We start from the raw sequence: 23,903 nt of genomic DNA on the forward strand, positions 1-23,903 counted from the left end.
TTTTTGAATTCATAAATTTAAAAGCTTTCATAAATAAAAAAAGATTGATAAACCTATAATTTATCAATCTTTTTTTATTGTTTTTTTTTAATAGAACTAGCCCTTTAACCACGCTTCACGCAATGCTTTTTGTGCATCGGTAGCATCTTCTTTGTGCATAATGCCTTGGCCTATGGTAAAGGTTTTTGTCGTTTTTGTTTTAATAACAATATCTTCTCCTGCCCTATTAAGTACCACTTCAATCTCTTTCCCCGGTTTCCAAGAAAACACACCTTCTAAAACGTTATTCGCATTTTGCAAGCTAACCGATGTTCCGTTAATCGATTTTATAACGTCGTTTGGTTTTGCGCCATGTTCCGCCCAAAAACTATTTTCTAAAACCATATCCGTAAAAAAGATAGTACCTGTTTGACCGTCGCCACTAACAATTGGCGCGCCATTCATTAATATGTAATTGGTTTCCACTTTGCCTTCGCCGATTTCCAATCCTACTTTATCGAAAAATGTCGTATAGTTTATTGGTAAATCGCCAATAACATGGTCGTCGAAAAACTCGCGTAACGACGGATAGGTCATCGCTACAATTTCATCTATCAATTTATCATCTTCAAACGGTTTGTTTTTCCCGTATTTATTTGATAATTCTTTCATTAAGGATAGAATACCTCTGTTGCCCTGGCTTTCTTCGCGCATTAAAATATCGATGCACATACCTATTAAAGCCCCTTTATGATACACGTTTAAATACTGATCTTTGTACGGTGCTTTTAAAACATTTTCGCTCATAATGGTAAAACTCATAGCGTCGTCCATTTGAGAAGCTGCTTGAATTTTATCCATTAGTTTATTGTAAAAAGCAGCTTCATCAACCAAACCTTCACTCACTTGAAACAGCGATGCGAAATATTCGGTAACCCCTTCGTACATCCATAAATGTTTTGAAAATGTTGGATTGTTATAATCAAAATAATGCACATCTTCAGAATGCACGCTCAACGGCGTTACAATATGAAAAAACTCGTGCGATACCAAATCAATCATGCCTTCTTCAAGGGCTTCTTTTGGCATAGCTTCAGGCATAACAGCCACGGTAGACGTATGATGCTCTAAAGCCCCAAAACCTTTTGGCGAGGTTTCTTCGCCATCAGATAAATACAAGTAAATGTCGTAACGAGGTGTGGTATCTATATCGCCCAAAAAAGCTATTTGTGCTTTCATCATGTTATAAATCGTTTCTTTTAACGATTTGGCCGAATGCACTTTATTTGGCGAATACACACTCAAAACAATTTTAATATCGCCCACCATAAATTCCTCAACATCCAAATTGCCGTACATCATGGGGTTATCGGTAATGTCAAAATATCGTGGTGCAAAATAGCTGCTTGTTTTGTTTTTACCGTCTTCACTTAATTGAGAACCCATTTTTTGCAATGCCGAAGTACGAACAAAATCGCTTGAAGCCGTCACATCCAGTTTGTATTGGTTGTTCTTTAAAACATCAAAATACCCGATAAACCCGTGTAAATTCAACACATAATTTTCGGGCTCAATATTGGTTCCTGCTGGCGAAAACGGCACTTCTTTTCCAATGCCTCCTTCGGTTTCAATATCAAAAGTATCGTTAACCCAATAGGTGATTTTATCAAGCTGTGTTGCGTTTGCAATCGTCCAAGAATTGGTATCCGCTTTGGTTACGGGCATTTCATTTCCTTGGTAATCAAAAGCTTTAAAATCGTCAATGTAACTTCCAAAATTGCTAACAGCGTACGTGCCTTGAACCACTTTGGGCATTCGGTATGTAACCGTTTCAACCGTAAAACGCCCTGGGTTAATGGTAACCGGCGCTTTATCGTCTACAACTTTGTCTAAATGTATGGCCGTTTCAATAGGTAAATTAATGGCTAAATCGTTAGCTGTGGTTTTGGTGGTGCTACAACTGGCAAGTAAAATCCCTGCAAATAATGCGATTAAAGTTCTCGTTTTCATGTCTGTAATTATAGGTTACTTATAGACGCCGAAAATACTACTATGTTACGATGACTGTTCTTAAGGTTCTGTTAAAAATAAGCCGAATTATCGTTATTTTCGCAATATGGAAAAGCCCTTAATAAGTATATTGACGCCTTTTAAAAATACCGAAGCCTATATAGAAGCTTGTTTAAATTCTATAGTAAATCAAACCTACACAAATTGGGAATTATTGATTGTTGATGACGCTTCTACGGATTCGAGCCCTAACATCGTTAAAGCTTATGCCGATAAAGATAGCAGGATTAAACTTTTAAAAAATTCCGGCGACGGTATTATTGATGCCTTAAAACTGGCATTTGGCAACAGTAAAGGCGAATTGATTACCAGAATGGATAGCGACGATGTGATGCAGCCCAACAAACTAGAGGTATTGGCAAACAAGCTTTTAACGTATGGCAAACAGCATGTTGCCATAGGATTGGTGAATTATTTTTCTGAAGACGGCATAAAAGACGGTTATAAAAGTTATGAAATCTGGTTGAACAACTTGACCAAAAGCGGTGAAAATTATTCTGAAATTTACAAAGAATGCGTTATTCCCTCGCCTTGTTGGATGGTTTACCGAAGCGATTTAATGGCTTGCGATGCCTTTAACCCGAATAGCTATCCTGAGGATTACGATTTGGCTTTCAGATTCTACAAGCACAACTATAAATGCATCCCATGTGATGAAGTAATACACAATTGGCGCGATTACAGGTCGCGAACATCACGAACGCATGTGCATTATGCCGAAAATCATTTTATCGATTTAAAGCTCCATTATTTTTTAGAGTTGGATTACAATCCCAATAAAACACTGGTGGTTTGGGGTGCGGGAAACAAGGGTAAAACGATTGCAAAAAAGCTGATAAAGAAGAAGGTTCCTTTTGAGTGGATTTGCGACAACCCCAAAAAAATCGGTCGTGATATTTATGGCGAAACATTACATCCTTTTCGGTATTTGGAAGGTATCGAAAACCCACAAAGCATCATTACGGTAGCCAACAAATCCGCTCAAAAAGAAATAAACACTTATTTAAAATCAATACACATGGTTAATAAAAAAGATTACTTCTTCTTTTGCTAACAAATGCTTATATTCACTCACTTAAAAAATCATTATTATGAATCTAAAATCAATAGCAGTAGTATTACTTTTTACTTTATTTTTTTCCAATCAATTCGTAACAGCCCAAAAAAAAGTCTCTCTTTTTAACGGAAAAGATTTGAGCGGTTGGACCATTTACGGCACCGAAAAATGGTATGTAGAAGATGGATTTTTAATCTCTGAAAGTGGTCCGGATAAGGAATATGGTTATTTAGCAACCGACAAACATTATAAAAATTTCGAGCTCACCTTAGAATTTAAACAGGAAACCGATAATGGCAATAGCGGTGTTTTTATTCGCTCTACTATTGAAGGCACAAAAGTTAGCGGTTGGCAAGTTGAAGTTGCTCCACCAAATTTACACACTGGTGGCATTTATGAATCTTACGGTCGTGGTTGGCTTATTAAACCTGCTCCTGAAAAAGAAGCGGTTTTAAAATCGGGAAAATGGAATAAACTAAAAATAAGAGCTATTGACGGTAAAATAACCTCGTGGTTAAACGGCGTGCAAATGGTTACCATTGACGATGAGAAAATTGGTGCTGGCAGTGGTAGCATTGCCTTGCAAATACATAGTGGTGGCGGTATTTTAATTAAATGGAGAAAATTAAATCTGAAAGAACTTTAAAGCTTAAAACCTTATACCGTTGTGTTTTACTTTTATTAAAAAATTATGGTTTGACAAATCTAAAAAGGAATGCAGTTTAAACACCCCGAACTTCTTTACGCCTTATTTTTACTGCTAATACCTATTATTGTTCATTTATTTCAACTCCGGAAATTTAAAAAAACAGCGTTCACCAATGTGGCTTTTTTAAAAGAGGCCACACTGAAAACACGTAAGAGTTCGCAAATAAAAAAATGGCTGATTCTGTGTACCAGATTGTTATTGTTAGCGGCTATTGTATTGGCATTTGCGCAACCGTTTACTTCAAAAATCGACGCCTTAAATACCAAAAAAGAAACGGTTATTTATTTAGATAATTCGTTTAGCATGCAAGCCAAAGGCAATAACGGCGAGCTTTTAAAACGTGCCGTACACGACCTTATAAATAATGTGCCCGAAAACGAAAATATAGCATTATTTACAAACAACACGGTTTATAAAAATACGACAATAAAGGCTATAAAAAATGATTTGTTACAACTGGATTATACAGCGAACAATTTAACAACTACAGCGGCATTATTAAAAAGCCAGACGCTTTTCAACGCAACATCGAATGCTGTTAAAAACATCGTTTTAATATCGGATTTCCAAGAAGACAACAGCGAAATAACCGTTAAAAAAGACTCGTTAACCAATTTGCATTTTGTTAAACTACAGCCAGTAAATGCGCGTAATATTTCGGTTGATAGCGCCTATGTTTCCGGAACCTCTCCAACACATATTGAGCTTACCGTACAATTAAAACAAACTGGGAACGGCACAGAAAACGTACCCATTTCGTTATTTAACAACGAGAACTTAATTGCTAAAACCTCGGTGGAAATCAATGATAAAGCCAGCACTACTTTTTCGCTTCCCATAAATGAAGTTATAGATGGAAAGCTCACCATTAACGATGCCCATTTACAATTCGACAACAGCTTGTTTTTCAATATAAATACCGCTTCAAAAATTAATGTTTTATCAATAAATGAAAGTGACGATTCGTTTTTAAAACGTATTTACAATTCAACTGAATTCAATTATACATCAACTTCAACCAATCAATTAAATTATAATCTTTTTGATAATCAGCATCTCATTGTTTTAAATGAATTGAAAACCATTCCGAATGCCTTAGTTTCGGCCATAAAAGCCTTTACAAATCAAGGTGGCTCGCTGGTTGTTATACCTTCAAAAGACATTACAAAATCAGCTTACAACGCACTGCTTTTAAACTACGCAACCTCGTTTAGCGATTTAAATGCCAATGAAAAACGCATGACCACCATAAACTATTCGCATCCTTTATACAGCAATGGTGTGTTTGAAAAACAGGTGCGTAACTTTCAATACCCCAAAGTAAATAGCTTTTACAATGTGGTTTCAAATGGTGCTTCAAAAGTTTTGAGTTTTGAGGATAACAAGGCTTTTTTATACCAAAACCAGAATGCGTTTATATTTACTTCGGCTTTAAATAACGATAATTCAAATTTCAAGAGTTCACCTTTAATTGTTCCCACGCTTTATAATATCGCAAAATTCAGCTTTAAAATCCCGCAATTATATTACACCATAGGCGAAGAAAACCGGTTTGATGTGGATACGCAATTGCAGCAAGACGATATTTTAGCACTGGTAAATAATGATATCAATTTGATACCAAAACAGCAATCCTTCAACAACAAAGTGGTGATTAATACATCCGATAATCCAACGGTTGCCAGTACATACGCCATAAAAAACAAAGCTGAAACCATTGCAAAGGTGAGCTATAATTACAACAGAAATGAGAGCGATTTAATTTACAGCAATCTTTCGAATGTAAAAGATGCCACCGTAAGCCATTCCATTACTGAAATTTTCGATACCATAAAAAGTGACTCAAAAATTAATGCGCTGTGGAAATGGTTTGTTATTTTTGCACTACTATTATTGCTTGTTGAAATGCTCATCTTAAAATATTTTAAATGAACATACTTATAAAGTCTGCCACAATTATTGATTCTAAAAGTGAGTTTCACAATTCCACTCAAGATATATTAATTGAAAAAGGTGTGATTTCAAAAATTGGAAAATCGCTTAAAAACCCCAATAATTACGCCGAAATTGAACTTGACAATCTGCACATCTCACAAGGTTGGTTTGATAGCGGCGTATGTTTTGGCGAACCAGGTTTTGAGGAACGCGAAACCATTTTAAACGGACTAAAAACCGCTGCGGCATCCGGTTTTACGGCGGTAGCGATGCATGCTAATACCAATCCTGTAATCGATACAAATTCGGATGTTACCTTTGTAAACTCAAAATCGGCCAACAACGCCGTAACCTTATTGCCCGTTGGCGCGTTAACGGTAAATAGCAAAGGGGAAGATTTAGCGGAATTGTTTGATATGAAAACGGCAGGTTCGGTAGCTTTTTACGATTATAAAAAGTCCATTTCCAATCCGAATCTAATGAAAATCGCCTTGCAATATGCCAGTAATTTTGATGGTTTGGTCTGCTCCTTTCCGCAGGAAAATAAAATTTCCGGGCATGGTGTTATGAACGAAAACATTACCAGCACCACTTTAGGTTTAAAAGGAAATCCGGCTTTAGCAGAAGAATTGCAAATAGTACGCGATTTATTTTTATTGGAATACACCGGCGGAAAATTACATATACCGACCATTTCTACAGCAAAATCGGTGGATTTGATTAGAGCTGCAAAACAGAAAAAACTGGATGTAAGTTGCAGTGTCGCCATACATAATTTATATTTTACCGATGCCATTTTAAATGATTTCAACACCCATTTTAAAGTATCGCCACCATTGCGCACCCAAGAAGATATTGAGGCACTAATTGAAGGTCTTAAAGATGGCACGATTGATATGGTAACCAGCGACCACAACCCTATTGATATTGAACAAAAAAAGATAGAATTTGATTATGCCGATTATGGCACTATCGGACTCGAATCGGCTTTTGGTGCGCTACAAAATATCTTTACAACTAAAAAAACAATTGATATTTTAACTAAAGGAAAATCGCGATTTGGATTGGAGCAAACCCCTATAAATGTTGGCAATACGGCTAATATTACGCTTTTTAATCCTGCACATAAATATACATTTACTAAAAAGGATATCATTTCGAAGTCTAAAAATGCCATTTTTGAAAATGAACCTTTAAAAGGAAAAGTTTATGGCATTATTTCGAATAATAAAATTTCTATAAACCCGTAATCATGACACAGCAAGATATTGAAGAAGGCAAAACCTTGGCAATTGTAAGTTACATTACTATTATAGGAACTATTATTGCCTATTTTATGAATAATGATAAAAAAAATGTGTTCACTAATTTTCATGTCAGACAAGCATTAGGTTTATGGCTCACTTATTTTATACTAGCTTGGGTGGTAAGTGCCGTAAATAGCTGGTTTGCCACATTAGGGTTTTGGATTTTTTTTAGCGTATTATTTATCTATGCTTTTATAGGTGCGATTAGCGGAAAATCTCAAGAAATACCGTTGGTTGGTGCTTTTTATCAAAAAATATTTTCAAATTTAGGTCAATAAATGTCAAATACATCTCTTTCACTACAGCATATCATTCGGGAATCTACTCTAACAGAACACGCACCATTATTAATTATGTTGCATGGCTATGGTAGCGATGAAAACGATTTATTCTCATTCGCCAACGAACTGCCAGAAGAGCTTTTTATCATCTCAGTAAAAGCACCGTACCCATTACAGCCTTATGGCAATGCGTGGTATGCCATTAATTTTGATGCCGATAAAGGCAAATGGAACGACAACGAACAGGCCAGGGAATCCCTCGAATTAATTGCTAATTTTATTGATGAAGCTGTAAATAATTATCCTGTAAACAAAAACAATGTATCGCTTTTAGGCTTTAGCCAAGGTTCTATTTTAAGTTATGCCGTAGCGCTAACTTACCCCGAAAAAATAAAGAATGTTGTGGCACTAAGCGGTTATATTAACCATGATATTTTACCTGAAGACATAAAGCAAAAAGATTATTCCAATCTGGATTTTTACTGTTCCCACGGAAGCGTGGACCAAGTGATTCCAGTAGATTGGGCGCGACAAACAGCCCCGTTTTTAAATGTGTTGAATATTAAGAATGTGTATTCTGAATTTCCTGTCGGGCACGGCGTTGCGCCACAGAATTTTTTTGAGTTTAAAGATTGGTTGAGTAAAAGAATAGATTAAAAAAATTACTTAGGATACTGCCGCTTTATATTCCGTATTAAATCTTCCAGCCCGTTTAATTTAAGCTCGTAAACCTGTTTAAGCATATCGCCCAATTTCCCCTTCGGGAAGCCTTTATTGTTGTACCAAACCACATAATATTCGGGCAAATCAATTAAATAGCGGTCTTTATACTTGCCAAAAGGCATTTTAGTATGCGCTAATTTTATAAGGAAATCTTTATCTGGATTCATGCCGCTACTACTCTACCGATTTATATTTTGAAAGCTTATTAAGTTCGTCTGCAATATAGCTCTTCCATTTAGCTTGATTTTCACTATCCCTGGAATAATTCGTTTCGGCATCGTATTTATCCTGCATTGCGGCCAATTCATTATTAATGGTTTTATTATGTTGGCGCAATTCATTTTTAATATGATTTGATACTTTAAGCAGACTGATGCGTTGCCTAAATTTACGAACGTGCAGCTCGGTAATATCAAAATGCAATTGCTCATGCCCTAATACATGATTATCGGCAAGGTTGGATTTGTACCACGATTGTTCTGGATAAAAATGACTAAACACTTCGGCTGAAAAACCAACAACTTCACCATCCGTTTCTCGCACCGAAAACCCAAACGAAATTCCCGAAGCAGTTATGGCCACAGCACTCACCTTAGGGTTTGGCGCTCCTTTAAAATCTGCCCACGATAGTTTGTAAGATTCGTTCCAAGATAGCGTTGGCTCATCCTGAACACATAAAAAGACACATAAAATAAGGAATACTTTTGCCACAAAAATTAGATAAAAAACAACCGTTTAAACTTTGCCAATACGCGTTCTGTTTGTTTTCTTACAGAGAGCCAGTCATCCCGATAAACATCGCGACTACTTCGTATTAACGTATTTAAAACGTTTTGCTTTAAAGCTTATTGTTTAACCTCAACAACGGTTAAATCTTGGTAATTAACCAGGTAAACCGTGTCGTTATAATAACCACCAAAAAGTTTCTTTTTGTAAGCAAACTTGTTTTCTACATATTCCGTTAGTGGCGCATTGTTAACCGACATGTATAAGTCTTCCGAACTCACAATGCGCAGCACAACATCCATCGTTAAATCGAAGCCTTTAACCGCTGCACTATTTGGTGTGGTATTGTAAAGATTTTTATAGCGTTTTACAAAAGCATTATTATCAGATTCGTTATACGATTTAGAGGTAGCCGCATAAAGAAATTGCAATTTAGACAGATGTTCGTTAGATACACCATCGGCCGTAAAAGCCGCATTCATATTGGTAGTCGCCAATACAATTTCAACCGCTTCTGTTTTTGTGATTAAGTCTTCTGCTTTAATTAATGAAGCTAAAATACTGGTAACGTTAGACACAAAACCTTCGTTTTTAGTTTCTAAAAACACCAAATTTTTACCGGGTTTCAACGCTTCTTCAATATCTTCTTTGGTAACAAAAAAATCATCATCGCCGCTCTTTTTGTTTTTTCTTGAATGTATTTGTTTGGCGTGATTAAAATCGCGTTTTAAATCATTTGAGATTTGCGTGTGTTTAGAGTCTGAAATAACAATAATGTTGCTCGGTAAAGTATCTGTTTTAACGTAGTTTACCAAAGTGCTTTTTAGTTTGTCGTTTGGTGGCCTTGATTGAAACACATTGTCGTATAGTTTTAAATTCAGTCCAATAGGCGAAACTACGGGCACGTTATAACGCCTTAGTTCTAATGCCGCTTTATCAAACGTATTCGACGTTAATGGCCCAATTACGGCATCCACCGTTTCAAAATCGTTTTCATTGATTATTTTTGAAACTTCGCCTATTTCATTTTTAGTATCGTACACATCTACTTTTAGCGAAATGCCCAAGGTTTTTAACGAGTCAATGGCCATTAAAACACCCGAGTAAAAATCGAGCGACGTGTCTAAATATCGGTCTTTAACAATGCTGTTTTTAGTATCTTCCTTGGATTGAAAATCAACTCTATTTAATCTAAAAGGCAGCATCACCGCAATATGTTTTGTGTTAAAATCCCTAATACTGTCTGTTAAATTAATGCTGTTTGATAATTCAATGGAAAGCGCATCGTTAAACGGTATTTTTAAAATCATGCCCACTTTTAAACCGCTTTCTGCTAAACCGGGGTTTAAAGCTTCCAACGCTTCTTTTTCCAAACCTAATTTAAGCTTTAATCGATAAAAGCCTTCTTTTGGCAATACTTTGTAATAGCTGTATTTATCGTCAACTTCCCGTTCTTCGCCATCCTCAATATTTGGTACAATAATTTCTTGGCCATCTTTTAAGACCTCGTCCATTTCCGGGTTGAGCTCTTCCAGTTCCTTAACCGAAATCCCAAATTTATAGGCAATGCGCCATTTTCCTTCTTTAGGCTGTACTATGTAAGTTTTTGTAGGTTCTGCTTCAATTTCCTCGGTAATTTTAAAAATCGGAATTTGCAGCTTATCCCCTTTCCTAAGCGGATCGGCATATAAAAATTTATTGTATTTCTTTATATCGTCTTCAGTAACATTATACTTTTTGGCCAAACTGTACAAAGTCTCCTTTCTTCGGGTTTTATGCTTTTCAAAACCTTGCAACTCCTTAACCGTAACCATTTTGGGCTTTTGGGCTTTGGACAACGGAATGATTAAAATCGTATTGGGCTTCAATTCCTTTTTGGCATCCGGATTTAACTCATAAATATCCGATGGCGTTACAAAATATCGTTTGGCGACCTCTTCAATGGTTTCGCCTTTTTTAACTTGGTGGGTGCTAAAGTTTTGGGCATTTACCGAAGTAAAACCAAATGCCAAAACCAAAATAAATACTAATAAAAATCTATTCATGCTGTTAATGTCTAATCGATATAAATATAATAAAACGCGGGCAATCTATGTATATACGTTGCTATTTTGCCTAATAGATGCCACAGGCTTCCTTTTCGTTTAACAAGAGCACATAGTGTGCCAAAACTACATTTTTAAAGCGTTCAAATTTTTTATTTGGGCGTTACCATAACCCTTCGGCTGCGCTCAGGGCAAGTGGTCGGGCTTTCACTACTCGCTTCCTCCTTCGTCGGCGAGCTCAAACATGCCGTTCAATCCCTAACGCGAAACTCTTGCTCTAAAAACCCACCCCTAACCCCTCCAAGGAGGGGCACTGATTTGGTAGTTAAAATTAAATGCTCAATATAAATTCAACTTATTTACTTTTATGTCTTCCAACTTCTAGCTTCAAGCTTCTAGCCTCAAAACCTAATCACTCCCACTCAATGGTTGCCGGTGGTTTACTGCTAATGTCGTACACTACTCTATTAACGCCTTTTACTTTATTTATTATATCGTTGGATGTTTTTTGAAGAAATTCGTATGGCAAGTTTACCCAATCGGCCGTCATGCCATCGGTACTTTCTACGGCTCTAAGCGCCACACATTTTTCGTAGGTACGCTCATCGCCCATAACGCCAACACTGTTAACGGGCAATAACATCGCGCCGGCTTGCCAAACCTTATCGTAAAGTCCCCAAGCTTTCAAACCATTAATAAAAATAGCATCAACCTCTTGAAGCATACGTACTTTTTCAGCCGTAATATCGCCCAAAATACGAATGCCCAAACCGGGTCCCGGAAATGGGTGACGCCCTAACAATTCCGGATCGATACCCAAAGTCGCACCAACGCGTCTTACCTCATCTTTAAAAATAGCGCGAAGCGGTTCCACGATTTTAAGCTTCATAAAATCCGGCAATCCACCAACGTTGTGATGCGATTTTATGGTTGCCGATGGGCCGCCAGTAGCCGATACACTCTCGATAACATCAGGATAAATCGTGCCTTGTGCCAACCATTTTACGTCTTCCAATTTGTTGGCTTCGTCATCAAAAACCTCGATAAACGAATTCCCAATGGCTTTGCGTTTCAGCTCTGGGTCTTCAATGCCTTTTAAAGCCTCAAGAAATCGCTTAGAGGCATCAACACCTTTAACGTTAAGGCCCATGCCTTTGTATTGGTTTAATACGTTTTCGAACTCGTTCTTTCTGAGCAAACCGTTATTTACAAAAATGCAATACAGGTTTTCTCCAATGGCTTTGTTTAACAACACTGCCGCCACGGTAGAATCTACGCCACCCGAAAGCCCTAAAACCACCTTGCCGTTTCCTACTTTTTCTCGAATCGCCTCAACGGTTTCTTCAACAAAGGAATCGGGTGTCCAATCTTGATTAAGTCCCGCAATACCCACTAAAAAGTTTTCCAAAAGTTGTTTGCCATCGGTTGTGTGATATACTTCCGGATGAAACTGAATGGCATAAGTTTGTTCGCCTTCAATTTTATAAGCGGCATTTTCAACATCGTTTGTGCTGGCCAATAAAACAGCTTTTGTAGGTAATTGTTTAATGGTATCGCTATGGCTCATCCAAACTTGACTGCCTTCGTTTATATGTTTAAAGAAAGGCTCATCGTTTTTAATGAACGACAAGTTTGCACGCCCGTATTCCCTAGTGTTTGATGGTGCCACTTCACCTCCCGAAAAATGGGCCAAATATTGCGCGCCATAACACACGGCGAGAAGTGGTTTTTTTGCTCGTATCTCAGATAAATCTGGATGTAAAGCAGATTCGCCCCGTACCGAAAATGGGCTACCAGAAAGAATTACGGCTTTGTAATCGTCAATGTTTGTTGGAATTTTGTTAAATGGATGTATTTCGGAATAGATGTTAAGCTCTCTAACTCTACGCGCAATAAGCTGTGTGTATTGCGATCCGAAATCTAAAATTAATACCTTATCGTGTTGCATGCGCAAAAGTAATAATTGATTTTATAATAGCGAATTGGGCACGCTACTTTTTTACATAATTTTTTAAAACATTAACATGTGAATAACTCTAAGCTCTTCCAAATACACAACCAAGGCAGAACTATTTGACTTACAACGAATAATTAGTTATTTTTAGCAAAAACCAACCAACCGATATATGAAAAAAGTCTTTTTTATAACCTTCCTTGTTCCTTTTTTTCTTATTTCCCAAAACAACAAAAAACTAGATAGTTTACGCTCTGTGTTCCAGCAGCAATCTCAAAATACAGAAAAAGTAAAAACCGCTGATTTAATTTTTATTGAAAGTAGAGTTTCTAATCCTGCTCTAGCACTAGAGTATCTGCACAAAGGATTAACCATATCGAAAAATATAAACTACCCTGAAGGTGTGGCTATAAATTATAAAAACTTAGGTCATTACTATGTAAAACATCATAACCTAGATTCTTTAAGATATTATTTTGCTAAAGCCGAAAGTGCTTACAAAAAATTAAATGATCATAAATCCTTGTTTAAGGTATTGCATGCCTGGAACCGTACGGAAAACCTAGAGGGTAATTTTAAACCAGCTTTAGAGTTATCAAACCAATCCATTCAAATTGCAGAGAATTTACAACATGGGTTAATGTTAAGTGATGCCTACCAGCAACAAGCTAACATTCATTTAGATAAAGGGGACTTTAAAAGTGCTATTGAAAATTTAATCCTTGCATCTAAAGTTCATGATACACTAGCTAACAAAAAGCCATTACGCGAAGCCATTATAAAAACCGGTCTTGGGCGTACAGAAACCTTAAGGAACAATTACAAGGCAGCTATTCCATACCTTGAAGATGGATTGGCTATTTTTATTGATTTGAATCACCACAAATGGCTGGCCATCACATATATGGAACTTGGAAATACGTTTTATCATTTAAAAAATTACGATGAAGCCCTTTTAAACTATAATAAAGGCTTAAAGATAAGTAGGGAGAAAAAATGGAATGATTTTATTGCGCCATATTTGGCCAACATAGGCGCTATTTATTTAGACAAAAATGAATATGATAAAGCTTTAGAGCATTTTTTTAATTCCAATAAAATTTCTAAAAAGCATGGCTCTGTAAACAATCAAATTATTCATTTTAATGATGTGGCCTCTGCATACCTTGGCAAAAAAGAATACCAAAAAGCCATAAATTATTTTTCCGAGGCTATCCACTTAGCAGACTCTATTGGTTCTATTGATAACTTATCTGATAATTACAAAGAACGAGCCGAAGCCTATGAGGAAATTGGCAGCTATGAAAACGCCGTTTCAGATTATAAAAACCACATCGTTTTGAATGATTCGGTATTTAATAGTAAAAAAGCACAGCAAATTGATGAATTAAAAACCCAATACGAAACCGAGAAAAAAGAACAAGAAATTCTGCTTCAAAATAAAGAAATAGATTTACTAAAGCAACAAGAAAAAAACAACAATTTACAACGATTACTTTTAGGCATAGGCTTCCTTTTATCGCTTATAGGTTTTTATGCTGTTAGACAAAAACTTAAACGCAACAAATTGGAAAAAGAAAAAATAAAAGCCGAATTAGCCTTTAAAAAGAAAGAACTCACCACCCACGCCCTACATTTGGCAAAAAAAAATGAAGTATTGGAAAGCTTAAAACAAAAAGCCCAGAAATTTAAAACCTCTGAAAACGACCTTAACGGTTACCAGCAACTTATTCAAACCATTAATTTTGATCTGAAAGACGACAATAATTGGGAGAATTTCAGTAAATATTTTCAAGAGGTGCACAAAGACTTTAACAGTAATGTGAAACAAAAATTTCCTGAAGTTACCTCAAACGAATTGCGTTTAATGTCTCTTCTAAAAATGAATTTATCTTCAAAAGAAATTGCAAACATTCTTAATATTTCTCCAGAAGGCATTAAAAAAGCACGTTACCGTCTTCGAAAAAAATTAGGAATTTCAACCGAAGATTCGCTACAAGACCTGGTTTTAAACCTATAAAACGGGGCGTTAATCAGCTGTCTACTCTTTGTCTTTTATTAATTTTTGGGTTGTCCACCTATTGTCCACCCCAAAAATTATTCATTTTAAATTTCTTACAATAAGTTTGGAATGTCATTAATTTGGCATACCGTTTTGTGGTATCTTGCGCTAGCTTGGGCTGCAGACCTTTACAGCGCAAGGGCACACAAAACTAAGTTAACAATCACAAAACAAACCATTATGAAACCACACACCAAACTTCAAACGTTTTGCTCCCTTTTACTAATTTTATTTATACTCACAAACTGTTCAACAAATACCGAACCAGTAGATATTCCAGCTGCCGCTAATGGTAAAATTTCAAATCTCAACATCACGACTAATGGCAATGTTACCCAAACCGAAAACGGCTATAATGTAGAAGGTAGTTTAACCATTGATACTGAAACCTCGGGCGATGTTGTGTTTGATAATGCAGATTTAGATGTAGAATTTGACAATAATGGCAATTTAGTAGGGGTAACGGGCACTTCTGATATTCCGTCAAACAGCAATTATTTTGAATTCGAAAACCCTGTACAAGCCGATGTAGGCTATTTTTTAGGAAAGTTTTTAAACGAAAACAGGGATTTTGAAATACAATTGGTAGACGAGCGCTATTATTTTGTTTTCCACGTTTCAGTTAACATCGAATTAAAAGTAGGTGCAAATGATGACCCCGATGCACAGAAACCTATTTCCATAAAAGCACCTGTTGGCGGGCACATAACTTATATTGCAGACTACACAGACCCCATGTTTTTCTTCTCTTTAGGAGGTGATGCTTTGGGCGGAAACGATGGAAGCAACAATGGGGGTAATAGTGGCGGAAGTAGTAACGATTCCAGTTCTAAGCTTGGCAGTGTAAGTTTTGGTGCTTCTTTTGGTTCTAATTTTATGTTTGTTCCCACTAACCCCGTTGAAGGTAACGTGGTGTCGTTTGAAGCAAACCAGGTTACTGGTGGCACCGTATCGTTTTATAAAGTATTCGAGGCCTCAGGGATGTATTATCAAAACAGAGGATTTGATATTAGCGCCAATTTTGATGAACCCATGGAATCTGATTTCGGAGCACATTATAAAGCCGGTATCAATGGAAAGCTAGATTTTTCATTTGATATTGCTTCCTTTATTTCCTTTGGATTCCCCATAGGTTCTGGGAGCGCTGCAATTGTAGCCGAAGCCAGTACTAATAACGGTATTATTTCAAAAGCATTTATTAACGGGTTGGTAGAACCAGACCTGTCATGGTGGCCAGAAATTATACCCGTGGCTCCAAGTGGCAATTTAAACGCCTACGGTTTTGTTGAACAAACCGGGTATTTCGATATTGGTTTATCTGGAGAGTTAAGTTTAGAAACACCAACAGGCACACAATCAGTAGGTGGTGGTATGCGCGCAACACCTGAAGCTTTTACCATGGAAGGCCAAGTAATAGTGGATGATGAAGTTTGGGAGGCCCAAGCAACATTTACTACTGATGAAACCAAAATGATTGCAACCCCACCAGTAAATTTTACAGAGGGTATTTCTGAAACCGTTACAGGGCAAATTGATGACGCCATTGCAACTACCGAACAAGCTATTGCAGACTTAGAAGCAGCCAACGAACAATATGAACTCGAATTGAGTTTAAGAGGTTTAAGAGCAGCGCTACCTGGTATTATTGATAGAGCTCAGGAAGAAATTGACGATGCCGTTTCCTCAGCTATTGAGAGTGCCAATAAGCAAGCAAGCGACATAGTTAGCGAAAATGGCGCTGCCTTATGTAGTACAAATATTTCTTCAAAAGTCAATGGCATAGTAGACCCTTATAGAGACGCGCTTGACAGACTTAAAGATGCCGTTGACGACTCAAATGACAATACGCAAACTAGAACAGAATTAGAAGCGGCATTACGCCATTTAGCCTCTTTAAACAAAATAGATAAAACAGTTAAAGTAACCATTACCTATGGCAATAAAGCTGTTAACAACCCAAGTCCCATCCCCGATATTAGCAAATGTAGTGTTTGGTCTAGTAGTACTACAAGAAACCGAACCGTTTCTGCCACAATACTAACCACGGAGCAAGTATCGCAATTATTAGAGGCCGCCGACAATGTACAATATATTACTGAAGCTGAAGGCATTAAATTTGACGCTCAAATAATTCTTGACCAATTACCGACCATTGAAGATTTAGAAAATTTGAAAGATAGTGTTGAAGGATGTATTAATGAATTAACGAGTGGTTTACAATCATCTGGTTTTACATATAACCACAATACTAAAGCGTTTACACCATTTATAATTATTAATGGTGAAGAAAAAGAAGTGAAAGAATTTGATGTTTTTAGTGGCAGTGAAATGGTAGAAAGGGCACGTGTAAAAACAACCACATGCAATCCGGAAGGAGCACTTTCAAAATTAATTAGCGAGGCTAAAAACAAATAGACCACAGTTAGTCAGCTTTAAAACACAAGAAACGAGCTTAAAAGCTCGCTTCTTGTGTATAATTAAACCATAGAAATATTTATTTCATTGAGTTTAGAATAGCCTTAATATCGCCTTCTGTGGTATCCGGGTTGATAAAACAAAAACGCGAAACGGTTTCAAAGGTATCACCCGTTTTCCATTTTGTTGGAGTAACCAAAGCGAATCCCTTTTTGTGGTTTTCGTAAGTCCAATGCGTGTAATCTTCGGGTTTCCATCCTATTCTTCGGTATAACACACAAGATAAACTAGGTGCTCGAACCAACTCCACATGCGGCATTTTCTCAATAATGTCACCTGCAATTTGAGCTAATTCCAATCCACGCTCAACCGCTTCTTTATACCGGTCTGTGCCATGGGTAGCCAGCGAAAACCACAACGGCAAGCCCCTAACACGACGTGTCAACTGGATTTGATAATCGGTTGGATTGAAACCGTGCGCTCCCTCATCTTTAAAAATATCCAAATACGAGCCTTCTTGCGAGTGTGCTCGTTTTGCCAATTCGGGTTCTTTATAAATTACGGCACCACAATCGTAAGGCGAAAACATCCATTTATGCGGGTCGATAGTAATGCTATCGGCGCGCTCAATACCTTTAAACAACGGTCTTACAGAATCGGCAACCAAAGCGCCACCGCCATAAGCAGCATCTACGTGGAACCATAAATTCTCTGCTTCGCAAACTCTGGCAATGCCCTCTAAATCGTCAATAATGCCCGCATTTGTTGTTCCGCCTGTTGCCACAATGGCAAACAAACGTCTGCGTTGATGCGCTGTTAAATTATTGATAGTCTCTTGCAAGGCTGTGCCATACATAACATCTTCTGTATCGACTAAAAGAATATCCACATCGGCAACCTTAGCCATCGCTTTTATTGAAGAATGCGCCCCAACCGATGTAATCACCAGGCCTTTTTCAACTTTGTTCTGCTCGTTTAAACTGCGCCAATACTCTCTCGCAGTTACAATAGCCGAAAGGTTGGCTGCCGTACCGCCGCTTGTAAAAACACCGAATGCACCCTTGGGCAAACCGGTTAAGGATACAATCCACTCCATGGCTTCGTTTTCACAAAAAATACCGCCGGCGCCTTCCATCCAATAAGCACCGTGAATGCTGGATGCCGATGTAATTAAATCGAACATAATGGCGGCACGTGTTGGCGAAGCGGGAACAAAGGCTAAATGCCTAGGGTGATCGATAGGCACATTGGCTTTGGCCAAGTGTTTTTTCCACATTTTAAAGGCATATTCACCGCCAACACCTTTTGGTGTGATGGTATCGCCCACCAAACCTTTAAGTTCTTCAGCCTTTTTGGGTTTTCCAATTTTATGTTGTGTTGACGAAATTCTATCGATGGTATATTTCATAACATCCATGGTCATTTCAATCAAATCCATGTCTATTTTATGCATGTATTTAAATTCTAAGATTAAAATTCTTTATTTAGAGGATGTAAATTTAATACTTATGGTTGGATTTATTGGTCTACAAACTCTTGATAAACTTGATTCTTATTTAGCAATTTGTTTCGCGAAGAATAAAAAGGTATTTTTATCAAACACCAACCTTCTATTACATGATAAAGACCTTTTTTTTACTTTCCTTAATACCTTTAGCATTAGTTACCCAAAACAATAAAAAGGTTGATAGTTTATTAAAAATCTATAACAGCTTACCAGACAATGCAGATAAGGTTTACATACTTGACAGACTACACTATGCAACATTATACAATGATGTTGGATTAGCTAAAAAATATGCTTTCAACATGCTTGATTTGGCTACTAAATTAAATGAAACAGAGGAAATTGGATTTGCAAATTTCAATATAGGTACTAGTTTTAGACAAATAGGTCAAAAAGATTCTGCCACAATTTTCTTTAAAAAAGCCCAGTCCATTTTTAAAACTAATGGGTATGCCGAAGGAGAAACTTTGGTAAACAATGCCTTTGCTACTTTGGCCCTCGAAAAGGGAGACCATAAACTTGCCTTTGAGCTTACTCAAAAAAATGTAACTATCGCTCAAGCAAACAATAATCTAAGGGGCGAAGGTTTGGCATATAAATTCATGGGGTTAATATTTAGAGAAAAAGGAGATTTTGAAAATGCGCTAGCGTATTGTTATAAAGCGTTAAAACTCTTAACGAAACCTTACGACAGATTGGAAAGAGCGGATACCTTATCTGAAATTGGTCGCATAGAGACTGAATTAGGAAATTTTGAAAATGCCAATACCTACTTATATGAAGCCAAAGCCATTTACGAACAAGAAAATGACCAAGATTTTTTAGCCCAAAGCCTTATGAATATTGGTGGTAATTATTATCACCTCAAGGCCTACAACAAAGCAGAAAAAACACTTACCCAAGCACTACAATTGGCTCGTAAGGTCCCATCACCTACTGTTGAGTGCTTAGCACTTTTTGAATTGGGTAAAACTTATATACGATTAAACCAACCCCATAAAGCGCTAAATTATTTAAAAACCGCTATGGATTTTGGTAAAAAGAACAACCGTATTATGGATGTAATTAAGTCTGCCTATCAAATCAGTGAGTTTTATTATGAAGAAAACAATACTGATATGGCATTAAAATATGCTAACAATGCCATTAACCTAGCAGATTCTGTAGGACTCCATGTTATGCGCATGCATACGTACGAATTGCGATCGAACATTTATAAAAAAAGAAGTGCTTTTAAACCTGCTGTGGAAGATTTTACTAAGTTTAAGTTTATACAAGATAGTTTATTCCAAATTGAAAAAACAAAGGAAATAGAAAAGCTTAAAACTATCTATGAAACGGAAAAGAAGGAATTACAGATTGCGCAACAAGAAACTGCCATTTCACTTTTGGAGCAGGAAGCCCGAATAAATAACTTACAAAAATTGCTTTTAGGTGGAGGGCTTGTACTATCACTTTTATTTTTTGGTCTAGGCTTTTATGCCATTCGTCAAAAAATGAAGCGTAACCATTTAGAAAAAGAACGTGTTAAAGCAGAATTGGCATTCAAAAAGAAAGAACTTACCACTCATGCTTTGCACTTAGCCAAAAAGAACGAAGTTTTAGAAAATTTAAAGCAACAAGCAAAAGCGCTTAAGGTTGCCTCAAAAGAAAGCAAAGGCTATCAAGAGCTTATTAAAACTATAAATTTCGACCAGAAGGATGATAAAAACTGGGAAAACTTTACACAATATTTTGAGCAGGTTCACAAAGATTTTAGTTTTAACGTTAAAACTAAATACCCTGAAGTAACTAAAAACGAACTGCGTTTTATGGCTCTTTTAAAAATGAATATGTCTTCAAAAGAAATTGCAACCATATTAAATATATCTACCGGTGGCGTGAAAAAAGCAAGACATCGTCTCCGTAAAAAAATGGATTTAACCCCTCAAGATTCGCTAGAAAACGCCGTTTTAGCCATTTAACTCATTTCTCCTCCCCTTTCAAAACCCTTATAACCTCTAGGCTAAAAAGGTGTACCCCCTTTGTACCCCATCCATATTTTTAATCTTGGAACCACTCTTCTAAGTTTGTAATGTCATTAAGTTGACAAACAAGTTTTGTGGAGTCTTGCACTGGTTATGGCTGCAGACTAAACCGGTTGCAAGAAACTCCAAAAACTAATCATAAATCCGCAAAACAATGAATTATGAAAACTCCATTACAACAAAAAATATTTACTCTTTGCACGTTAATATTGCAAATTTCCTTAGTTGCATGCTTAACTTCCTGTTCGGCAGAAGACCAAGAAACATGCGATGGCAATGGTTGGCTTACCATTACCAACAACAATCGCTCTTATAACCTACACGTTTACGAAAACGCTTCTAGTGTAGACCGCTCCGACAGAGACGGTGACCATGTTATAAATACTCAAGGCAAAGAAACTATTACATTACCTGAAGGTCCTTATACAATCTATTTGAGATATAAAACCAACAATGATAAATGGATTGTAGTAGATAATAGTTTGGAAATGGACATATACAGTTGTCAAGAAGAATTTCTAAAATATTCTAATTAATCGCCATATAACTTAAAAATTATGAATTCTTTATTTAAAAAATACAGCCATAGATTGAACACATTGTGTTTGATAGTTATAAGCACAACGACCATGTTGGTTTCTTGCAGCAAAGACGAAATATGTGATACTCCAGCCACATTAACCCTTAAAAACAATGAAAGTTTGTACCCAAGACATGTATACTTTATTGAAGATGAATCTGACATTTATGATATAAATGAAAACGATTTACCTCCAAATTATATCATCCCTTCCAAACAATCACAAATCATCATTTTAACACCTGGAAAATACAAGCTTTACTCTTTTGTTTATGAAAGAGGAAGATGCTCTCGTTGTCAAGATAAGATTCATAACGAAACCATCTCTGAACTTGAGATTTCTAATTGCGAGGAAAATGTAACCACATTTCCTGACTTAGACTTAGGTAGAAATTAATTAAAATCCAAATTAATTGATAAATCATAAACATCCACAAAAATGAAAACTCTTATAAAAACAATTCAAATAATAGTAATAGGCCTATTAGTAAGCTCATGTGTTTCCTCAAAAAATTACGCCAATAGAATTAATACATGGCGTGGAGCCGATGTAAATGACTTAATTAACAGCTGGGGACCACCAAGCGACATTTACGAATTGCCAAACGGCAGCAAAATGTATACGTATTTGTATGTTAATAATTCCTTGGTAACGACCCGACACAGCCAATTTGCCGATGTAACTTACCAATCAACAACTCAAAATTATTGCCAAACATCATTCACGGCCAATAAAAACAATGTTATTGAAAGCACTACTTTTAAAGGTAGTTCCTGTATATCCCTAAAATAACAATGATTAAAAGGTTAAGATTGAGAAATCCCCTTTTAATGGCTTTAAATTTTCTATCAATTTAACAATAAGCGATTCGCCATATTCCAGATAAAACTCTGAGAAATTGGTGTTTCGCTCTTGCAAACTGCCGTTTGGGAATAGTACTCTTTGTAGGTCGCGCATTCTAGAAACTTGATCTGCCAGTTGTCGTTTTTGTGCTTTTAATAAGCGTTTCTCCAAATTATCAAGCCCTTTTAACTGCTTTACCTCTTGGGCTTTTACTGCGCCTAAAAAGGACTTATCGGTTTGTTCGGCCATTTGGTACAAGGCTTCAAACTGTGTTTTAAGCTGTGCTTTTTGAGGCGAAAAATCGATATCAATATCCGAAATCTGTCTTACTTTTTTATTTATAAACGCATCGGGTTTCAGAAAGATATCGGCTTTTGAAATATGGAGCTTATCAAGTTTTTCCTGTTGCTTTTCCGTTTGGATTAAAACCGAATTACGAAGCAAAAGTATTGGAAATGGTACTTTAACAGTATTAAAAAACTGTTTTAATTGAAACCAGTATGCCAATTCGCCACCGCCGCCAATGTAGCACAGATTGGGCAATATGACTTCTTGATACAAGGGGCGCATAATCACGTTTGGCGAAAAGCGCTCTGGGTGTTCTAAAAGTTCTTTTTGTACCTCATTCTTACGCCATGAAATATCAGTATTTAAGACTTTGTAAATGTCGTCTTCAAAAACAATACGTTCGCGTAAATTTTCTTTTAAATAAAACAGGTTGATTTCCCGTGGATTAACTTGAATTCCATAATCTTTTGAAATCGCTTCATTTGTTTTTGAAACCGATTTATGCGATGTTTGATTTAGCAATTCATCTTCCAAAAAAGGAATAAATTGTCTTTTTAAGTCGGCTTCATTGGCATCAATAATTACCAATCCGTAATCTGTAAACAACGCGTTAGCCAAAAAACGTGTGGCATCTGTTAGATTACTGTGTTTTATATAAGCGTCTTCAAATAACTGCTTCAAATAATCGGCGTTTTTACCATGCCCCAATTCTTTTGAAAACAACTCGAAAACCTTATCTAATCCATCAGTTTGCAATTCACCAACCGCTCCGTTTGACAGGTGGTTCCACTGTATTTTCTTTCCTTTAAAATTAAAACAATTGATTTCTTCAAAATCGTGGTCTTCGGTCGCCATCCAATACACAGGCACAAAATTATTTTTTGGATAGGCCTCTTTTAATTGTTTTGAAAGATTTATGGTTGAAATGATTTTATACAGAAAATATAAAGGACCGGTGAACAAATTAAGTTGGTGCCCCGTGGTAATGGTAAACGTGTTTTCGGCTTTTAACAATTCAATATTTTGAAGGGTTTGCTTTGATGCTTCAATATTTTGGTATTGTTGATTTAAAACGGAAACCAAAACGTTGCGATGGGCTTCTGAAACAAGCTCCGAATGACGCTTCTCCTCTATTTGGGCCTTAAAATTTTCAAGATTTGGAAAACGATTGTAAAACGGATTTAACTCGCTTTTTTCATCTAAATAATCACAAATTAATGATGAAAAGTAACCAGTATCGCGAAACGGAATATAATTTTGATGCATGTTTAATTAAAAAATTATGTAAATATACAGTTATTCCAATTTTATCATTCTAAAAAATACGTTAAAGCATTTGGCATTAATTCTATTTCAAGAATTCGGTTTCCCTATCAATATACGTCATTCAATGT

The 23,903-nt window shown here is 36.5% G+C and carries 19 protein-coding genes; 12 read left to right on the top strand and 7 right to left on the bottom strand.

The features are described from left to right. Positions 1–96 precede the first annotated feature (96 nt). A complete protein-coding gene (locus tag ACN5J7_RS07730; protein WP_418603455.1) occupies positions 97–1,989 on the bottom strand; it encodes a peptidase M61 in 1,893 nt (630 codons plus the stop codon). A 106-nt stretch (positions 1,990–2,095) separates the two neighbouring features. Here ACN5J7_RS07730 and ACN5J7_RS07735 point away from each other — a divergent pair, with 106 nt between their 5' ends. From ACN5J7_RS07735 to ACN5J7_RS07760, 6 genes are all read left to right on the top strand, one after another. After that, complete coding sequence (locus ACN5J7_RS07735) at positions 2,096–3,103, top strand: glycosyltransferase family 2 protein (RefSeq protein ID WP_311939960.1); 1,008 nt, start codon at positions 2,096–2,098, stop codon at positions 3,101–3,103. Positions 3,104–3,140: 37 nt separating this feature from the next. Then, the gene (locus ACN5J7_RS07740; RefSeq protein ID WP_418603456.1) at positions 3,141–3,752 is read left to right on the top strand and encodes a 3-keto-disaccharide hydrolase; all 612 of its coding nucleotides are present in this window, start codon (positions 3,141–3,143) and stop codon (positions 3,750–3,752) included. 69 nt (positions 3,753–3,821) lie between these two features. Continuing rightward, positions 3,822–5,747: a BatA domain-containing protein gene (locus ACN5J7_RS07745; protein WP_311939957.1), complete on the top strand. Its 1,926-nt coding sequence runs from the start codon at positions 3,822–3,824 to the stop codon at positions 5,745–5,747. Beyond that, complete coding sequence (locus ACN5J7_RS07750) at positions 5,744–7,000, top strand: dihydroorotase (RefSeq protein WP_418603457.1); 1,257 nt, start codon at positions 5,744–5,746, stop codon at positions 6,998–7,000. The genes ACN5J7_RS07745 and ACN5J7_RS07750 overlap by 4 nt, the downstream gene beginning before the upstream one ends. 2 nt (positions 7,001–7,002) lie before the next feature. Next, complete coding sequence (locus ACN5J7_RS07755; protein ID WP_311939952.1) at positions 7,003–7,335, top strand: hypothetical protein; 333 nt, start codon at positions 7,003–7,005, stop codon at positions 7,333–7,335. Beyond that, complete coding sequence (locus tag ACN5J7_RS07760) at positions 7,336–7,995, top strand: alpha/beta hydrolase (RefSeq protein ID WP_311939950.1); 660 nt, start codon at positions 7,336–7,338, stop codon at positions 7,993–7,995. A 5-nt stretch (positions 7,996–8,000) separates the two neighbouring features. On the opposite strand, the gene ACN5J7_RS07765 is transcribed toward ACN5J7_RS07760, so the two are convergent. The 4 genes from ACN5J7_RS07765 to guaA form a co-directional block, all read right to left on the bottom strand. After that, positions 8,001–8,228, bottom strand: coding sequence for a DUF3820 family protein (locus ACN5J7_RS07765; protein ID WP_311939948.1), 228 nt, complete (start codon positions 8,226–8,228; stop codon positions 8,001–8,003). 7 nt (positions 8,229–8,235) lie between these two features. Further along, positions 8,236–8,772, bottom strand: a complete 537-nt coding sequence (locus ACN5J7_RS07770; protein WP_311939946.1) for a DUF922 domain-containing protein — start codon at positions 8,770–8,772, stop codon at positions 8,236–8,238. Between the two features lie 134 nt (positions 8,773–8,906). Then, positions 8,907–10,832, bottom strand: coding sequence for a LysM peptidoglycan-binding domain-containing protein (locus ACN5J7_RS07775; RefSeq protein ID WP_418603458.1), 1,926 nt, complete (start codon positions 10,830–10,832; stop codon positions 8,907–8,909). Between the two features lie 412 nt (positions 10,833–11,244). Beyond that, positions 11,245–12,780, bottom strand: a complete 1,536-nt coding sequence (gene guaA / locus ACN5J7_RS07780; protein WP_418603459.1) for a glutamine-hydrolyzing GMP synthase — start codon at positions 12,778–12,780, stop codon at positions 11,245–11,247. Between the two features lie 178 nt (positions 12,781–12,958). On the opposite strand from guaA, the gene ACN5J7_RS07785 reads away from it, so the two are divergent. Further along, positions 12,959–14,806: a tetratricopeptide repeat protein gene (locus tag ACN5J7_RS07785; RefSeq protein WP_418603460.1), complete on the top strand. Its 1,848-nt coding sequence runs from the start codon at positions 12,959–12,961 to the stop codon at positions 14,804–14,806. 222 nt (positions 14,807–15,028) lie between these two features. Continuing rightward, positions 15,029–17,263: a hypothetical protein gene (locus ACN5J7_RS07790; protein ID WP_418603461.1), complete on the top strand. Its 2,235-nt coding sequence runs from the start codon at positions 15,029–15,031 to the stop codon at positions 17,261–17,263. Positions 17,264–17,342: 79 nt separating this feature from the next. Here ACN5J7_RS07790 and ACN5J7_RS07795 read toward each other — a convergent pair whose 3' ends face one another. Further along, entirely contained in the window at positions 17,343–18,716 is a 1,374-nt protein-coding gene (locus ACN5J7_RS07795; protein WP_418603462.1) for a pyridoxal phosphate-dependent decarboxylase family protein, read from the bottom strand. 164 nt (positions 18,717–18,880) lie between these two features. Here ACN5J7_RS07795 and ACN5J7_RS07800 point away from each other — a divergent pair, with 164 nt between their 5' ends. The 4 genes from ACN5J7_RS07800 (at position 18,881) to ACN5J7_RS07815 (ending at position 22,170) form a co-directional block, all read left to right on the top strand. Further along, the gene (locus ACN5J7_RS07800; RefSeq protein WP_311939934.1) at positions 18,881–20,734 is read left to right on the top strand and encodes a tetratricopeptide repeat protein; all 1,854 of its coding nucleotides are present in this window, start codon (positions 18,881–18,883) and stop codon (positions 20,732–20,734) included. Between the two features lie 224 nt (positions 20,735–20,958). Continuing rightward, positions 20,959–21,333 (top strand): hypothetical protein, encoded by a 375-nt coding sequence (locus ACN5J7_RS07805; protein ID WP_418603463.1) that lies wholly within the window; start codon positions 20,959–20,961, stop codon positions 21,331–21,333. A 21-nt stretch (positions 21,334–21,354) separates the two neighbouring features. After that, the gene (locus ACN5J7_RS07810) at positions 21,355–21,774 is read left to right on the top strand and encodes a hypothetical protein (RefSeq protein WP_311939930.1); all 420 of its coding nucleotides are present in this window, start codon (positions 21,355–21,357) and stop codon (positions 21,772–21,774) included. Between the two features lie 42 nt (positions 21,775–21,816). Beyond that, complete coding sequence (locus ACN5J7_RS07815; protein WP_311939928.1) at positions 21,817–22,170, top strand: hypothetical protein; 354 nt, start codon at positions 21,817–21,819, stop codon at positions 22,168–22,170. Positions 22,171–22,176: 6 nt separating this feature from the next. On the opposite strand, the gene bshC is transcribed toward ACN5J7_RS07815, so the two are convergent. Next, positions 22,177–23,775, bottom strand: coding sequence for a bacillithiol biosynthesis cysteine-adding enzyme BshC (gene bshC, locus ACN5J7_RS07820; protein ID WP_418603464.1), 1,599 nt, complete (start codon positions 23,773–23,775; stop codon positions 22,177–22,179). Positions 23,776–23,903: the final 128 nt, after the last annotated feature.

This window comes from Hwangdonia sp. (assembly GCF_048381975.1).
GTDB lineage: Bacteria > Bacteroidota > Bacteroidia > Flavobacteriales > Flavobacteriaceae > Hwangdonia > Hwangdonia seohaensis.

Excerpts from the sequence above, each read along its gene's own strand:
- ACN5J7_RS07800 (WP_311939934.1), top strand. The coding sequence starts at position 18,881 with ATGATAAAGACCTTTTTTTTACTTTCCTTAATACCTTTAGCATTAGTT.
- guaA (WP_418603459.1), bottom strand. The coding sequence starts at position 12,780 with ATGCAACACGATAAGGTATTAATTTTAGATTTCGGATCGCAATACACA.
- ACN5J7_RS07815 (WP_311939928.1), top strand. The coding sequence starts at position 21,817 with ATGAAAACTCTTATAAAAACAATTCAAATAATAGTAATAGGCCTATTA.
- ACN5J7_RS07735 (WP_311939960.1), top strand. The coding sequence starts at position 2,096 with ATGGAAAAGCCCTTAATAAGTATATTGACGCCTTTTAAAAATACCGAA.
- ACN5J7_RS07795 (WP_418603462.1), bottom strand. The coding sequence starts at position 18,716 with ATGCATAAAATAGACATGGATTTGATTGAAATGACCATGGATGTTATG.
- ACN5J7_RS07790 (WP_418603461.1), top strand. The coding sequence starts at position 15,029 with ATGAAACCACACACCAAACTTCAAACGTTTTGCTCCCTTTTACTAATT.
- ACN5J7_RS07750 (WP_418603457.1), top strand. The coding sequence starts at position 5,744 with ATGAACATACTTATAAAGTCTGCCACAATTATTGATTCTAAAAGTGAG.
- ACN5J7_RS07785 (WP_418603460.1), top strand. The coding sequence starts at position 12,959 with ATGAAAAAAGTCTTTTTTATAACCTTCCTTGTTCCTTTTTTTCTTATT.
- ACN5J7_RS07755 (WP_311939952.1), top strand. The coding sequence starts at position 7,003 with ATGACACAGCAAGATATTGAAGAAGGCAAAACCTTGGCAATTGTAAGT.
- ACN5J7_RS07775 (WP_418603458.1), bottom strand. The coding sequence starts at position 10,832 with ATGAATAGATTTTTATTAGTATTTATTTTGGTTTTGGCATTTGGTTTT.
- ACN5J7_RS07730 (WP_418603455.1), bottom strand. The coding sequence starts at position 1,989 with ATGAAAACGAGAACTTTAATCGCATTATTTGCAGGGATTTTACTTGCC.
- ACN5J7_RS07760 (WP_311939950.1), top strand. The coding sequence starts at position 7,336 with ATGTCAAATACATCTCTTTCACTACAGCATATCATTCGGGAATCTACT.
- ACN5J7_RS07745 (WP_311939957.1), top strand. The coding sequence starts at position 3,822 with ATGCAGTTTAAACACCCCGAACTTCTTTACGCCTTATTTTTACTGCTA.
- ACN5J7_RS07805 (WP_418603463.1), top strand. The coding sequence starts at position 20,959 with ATGAAAACTCCATTACAACAAAAAATATTTACTCTTTGCACGTTAATA.
- ACN5J7_RS07740 (WP_418603456.1), top strand. The coding sequence starts at position 3,141 with ATGAATCTAAAATCAATAGCAGTAGTATTACTTTTTACTTTATTTTTT.
- bshC (WP_418603464.1), bottom strand. The coding sequence starts at position 23,775 with ATGCATCAAAATTATATTCCGTTTCGCGATACTGGTTACTTTTCATCA.
- ACN5J7_RS07765 (WP_311939948.1), bottom strand. The coding sequence starts at position 8,228 with ATGAATCCAGATAAAGATTTCCTTATAAAATTAGCGCATACTAAAATG.
- ACN5J7_RS07810 (WP_311939930.1), top strand. The coding sequence starts at position 21,355 with ATGAATTCTTTATTTAAAAAATACAGCCATAGATTGAACACATTGTGT.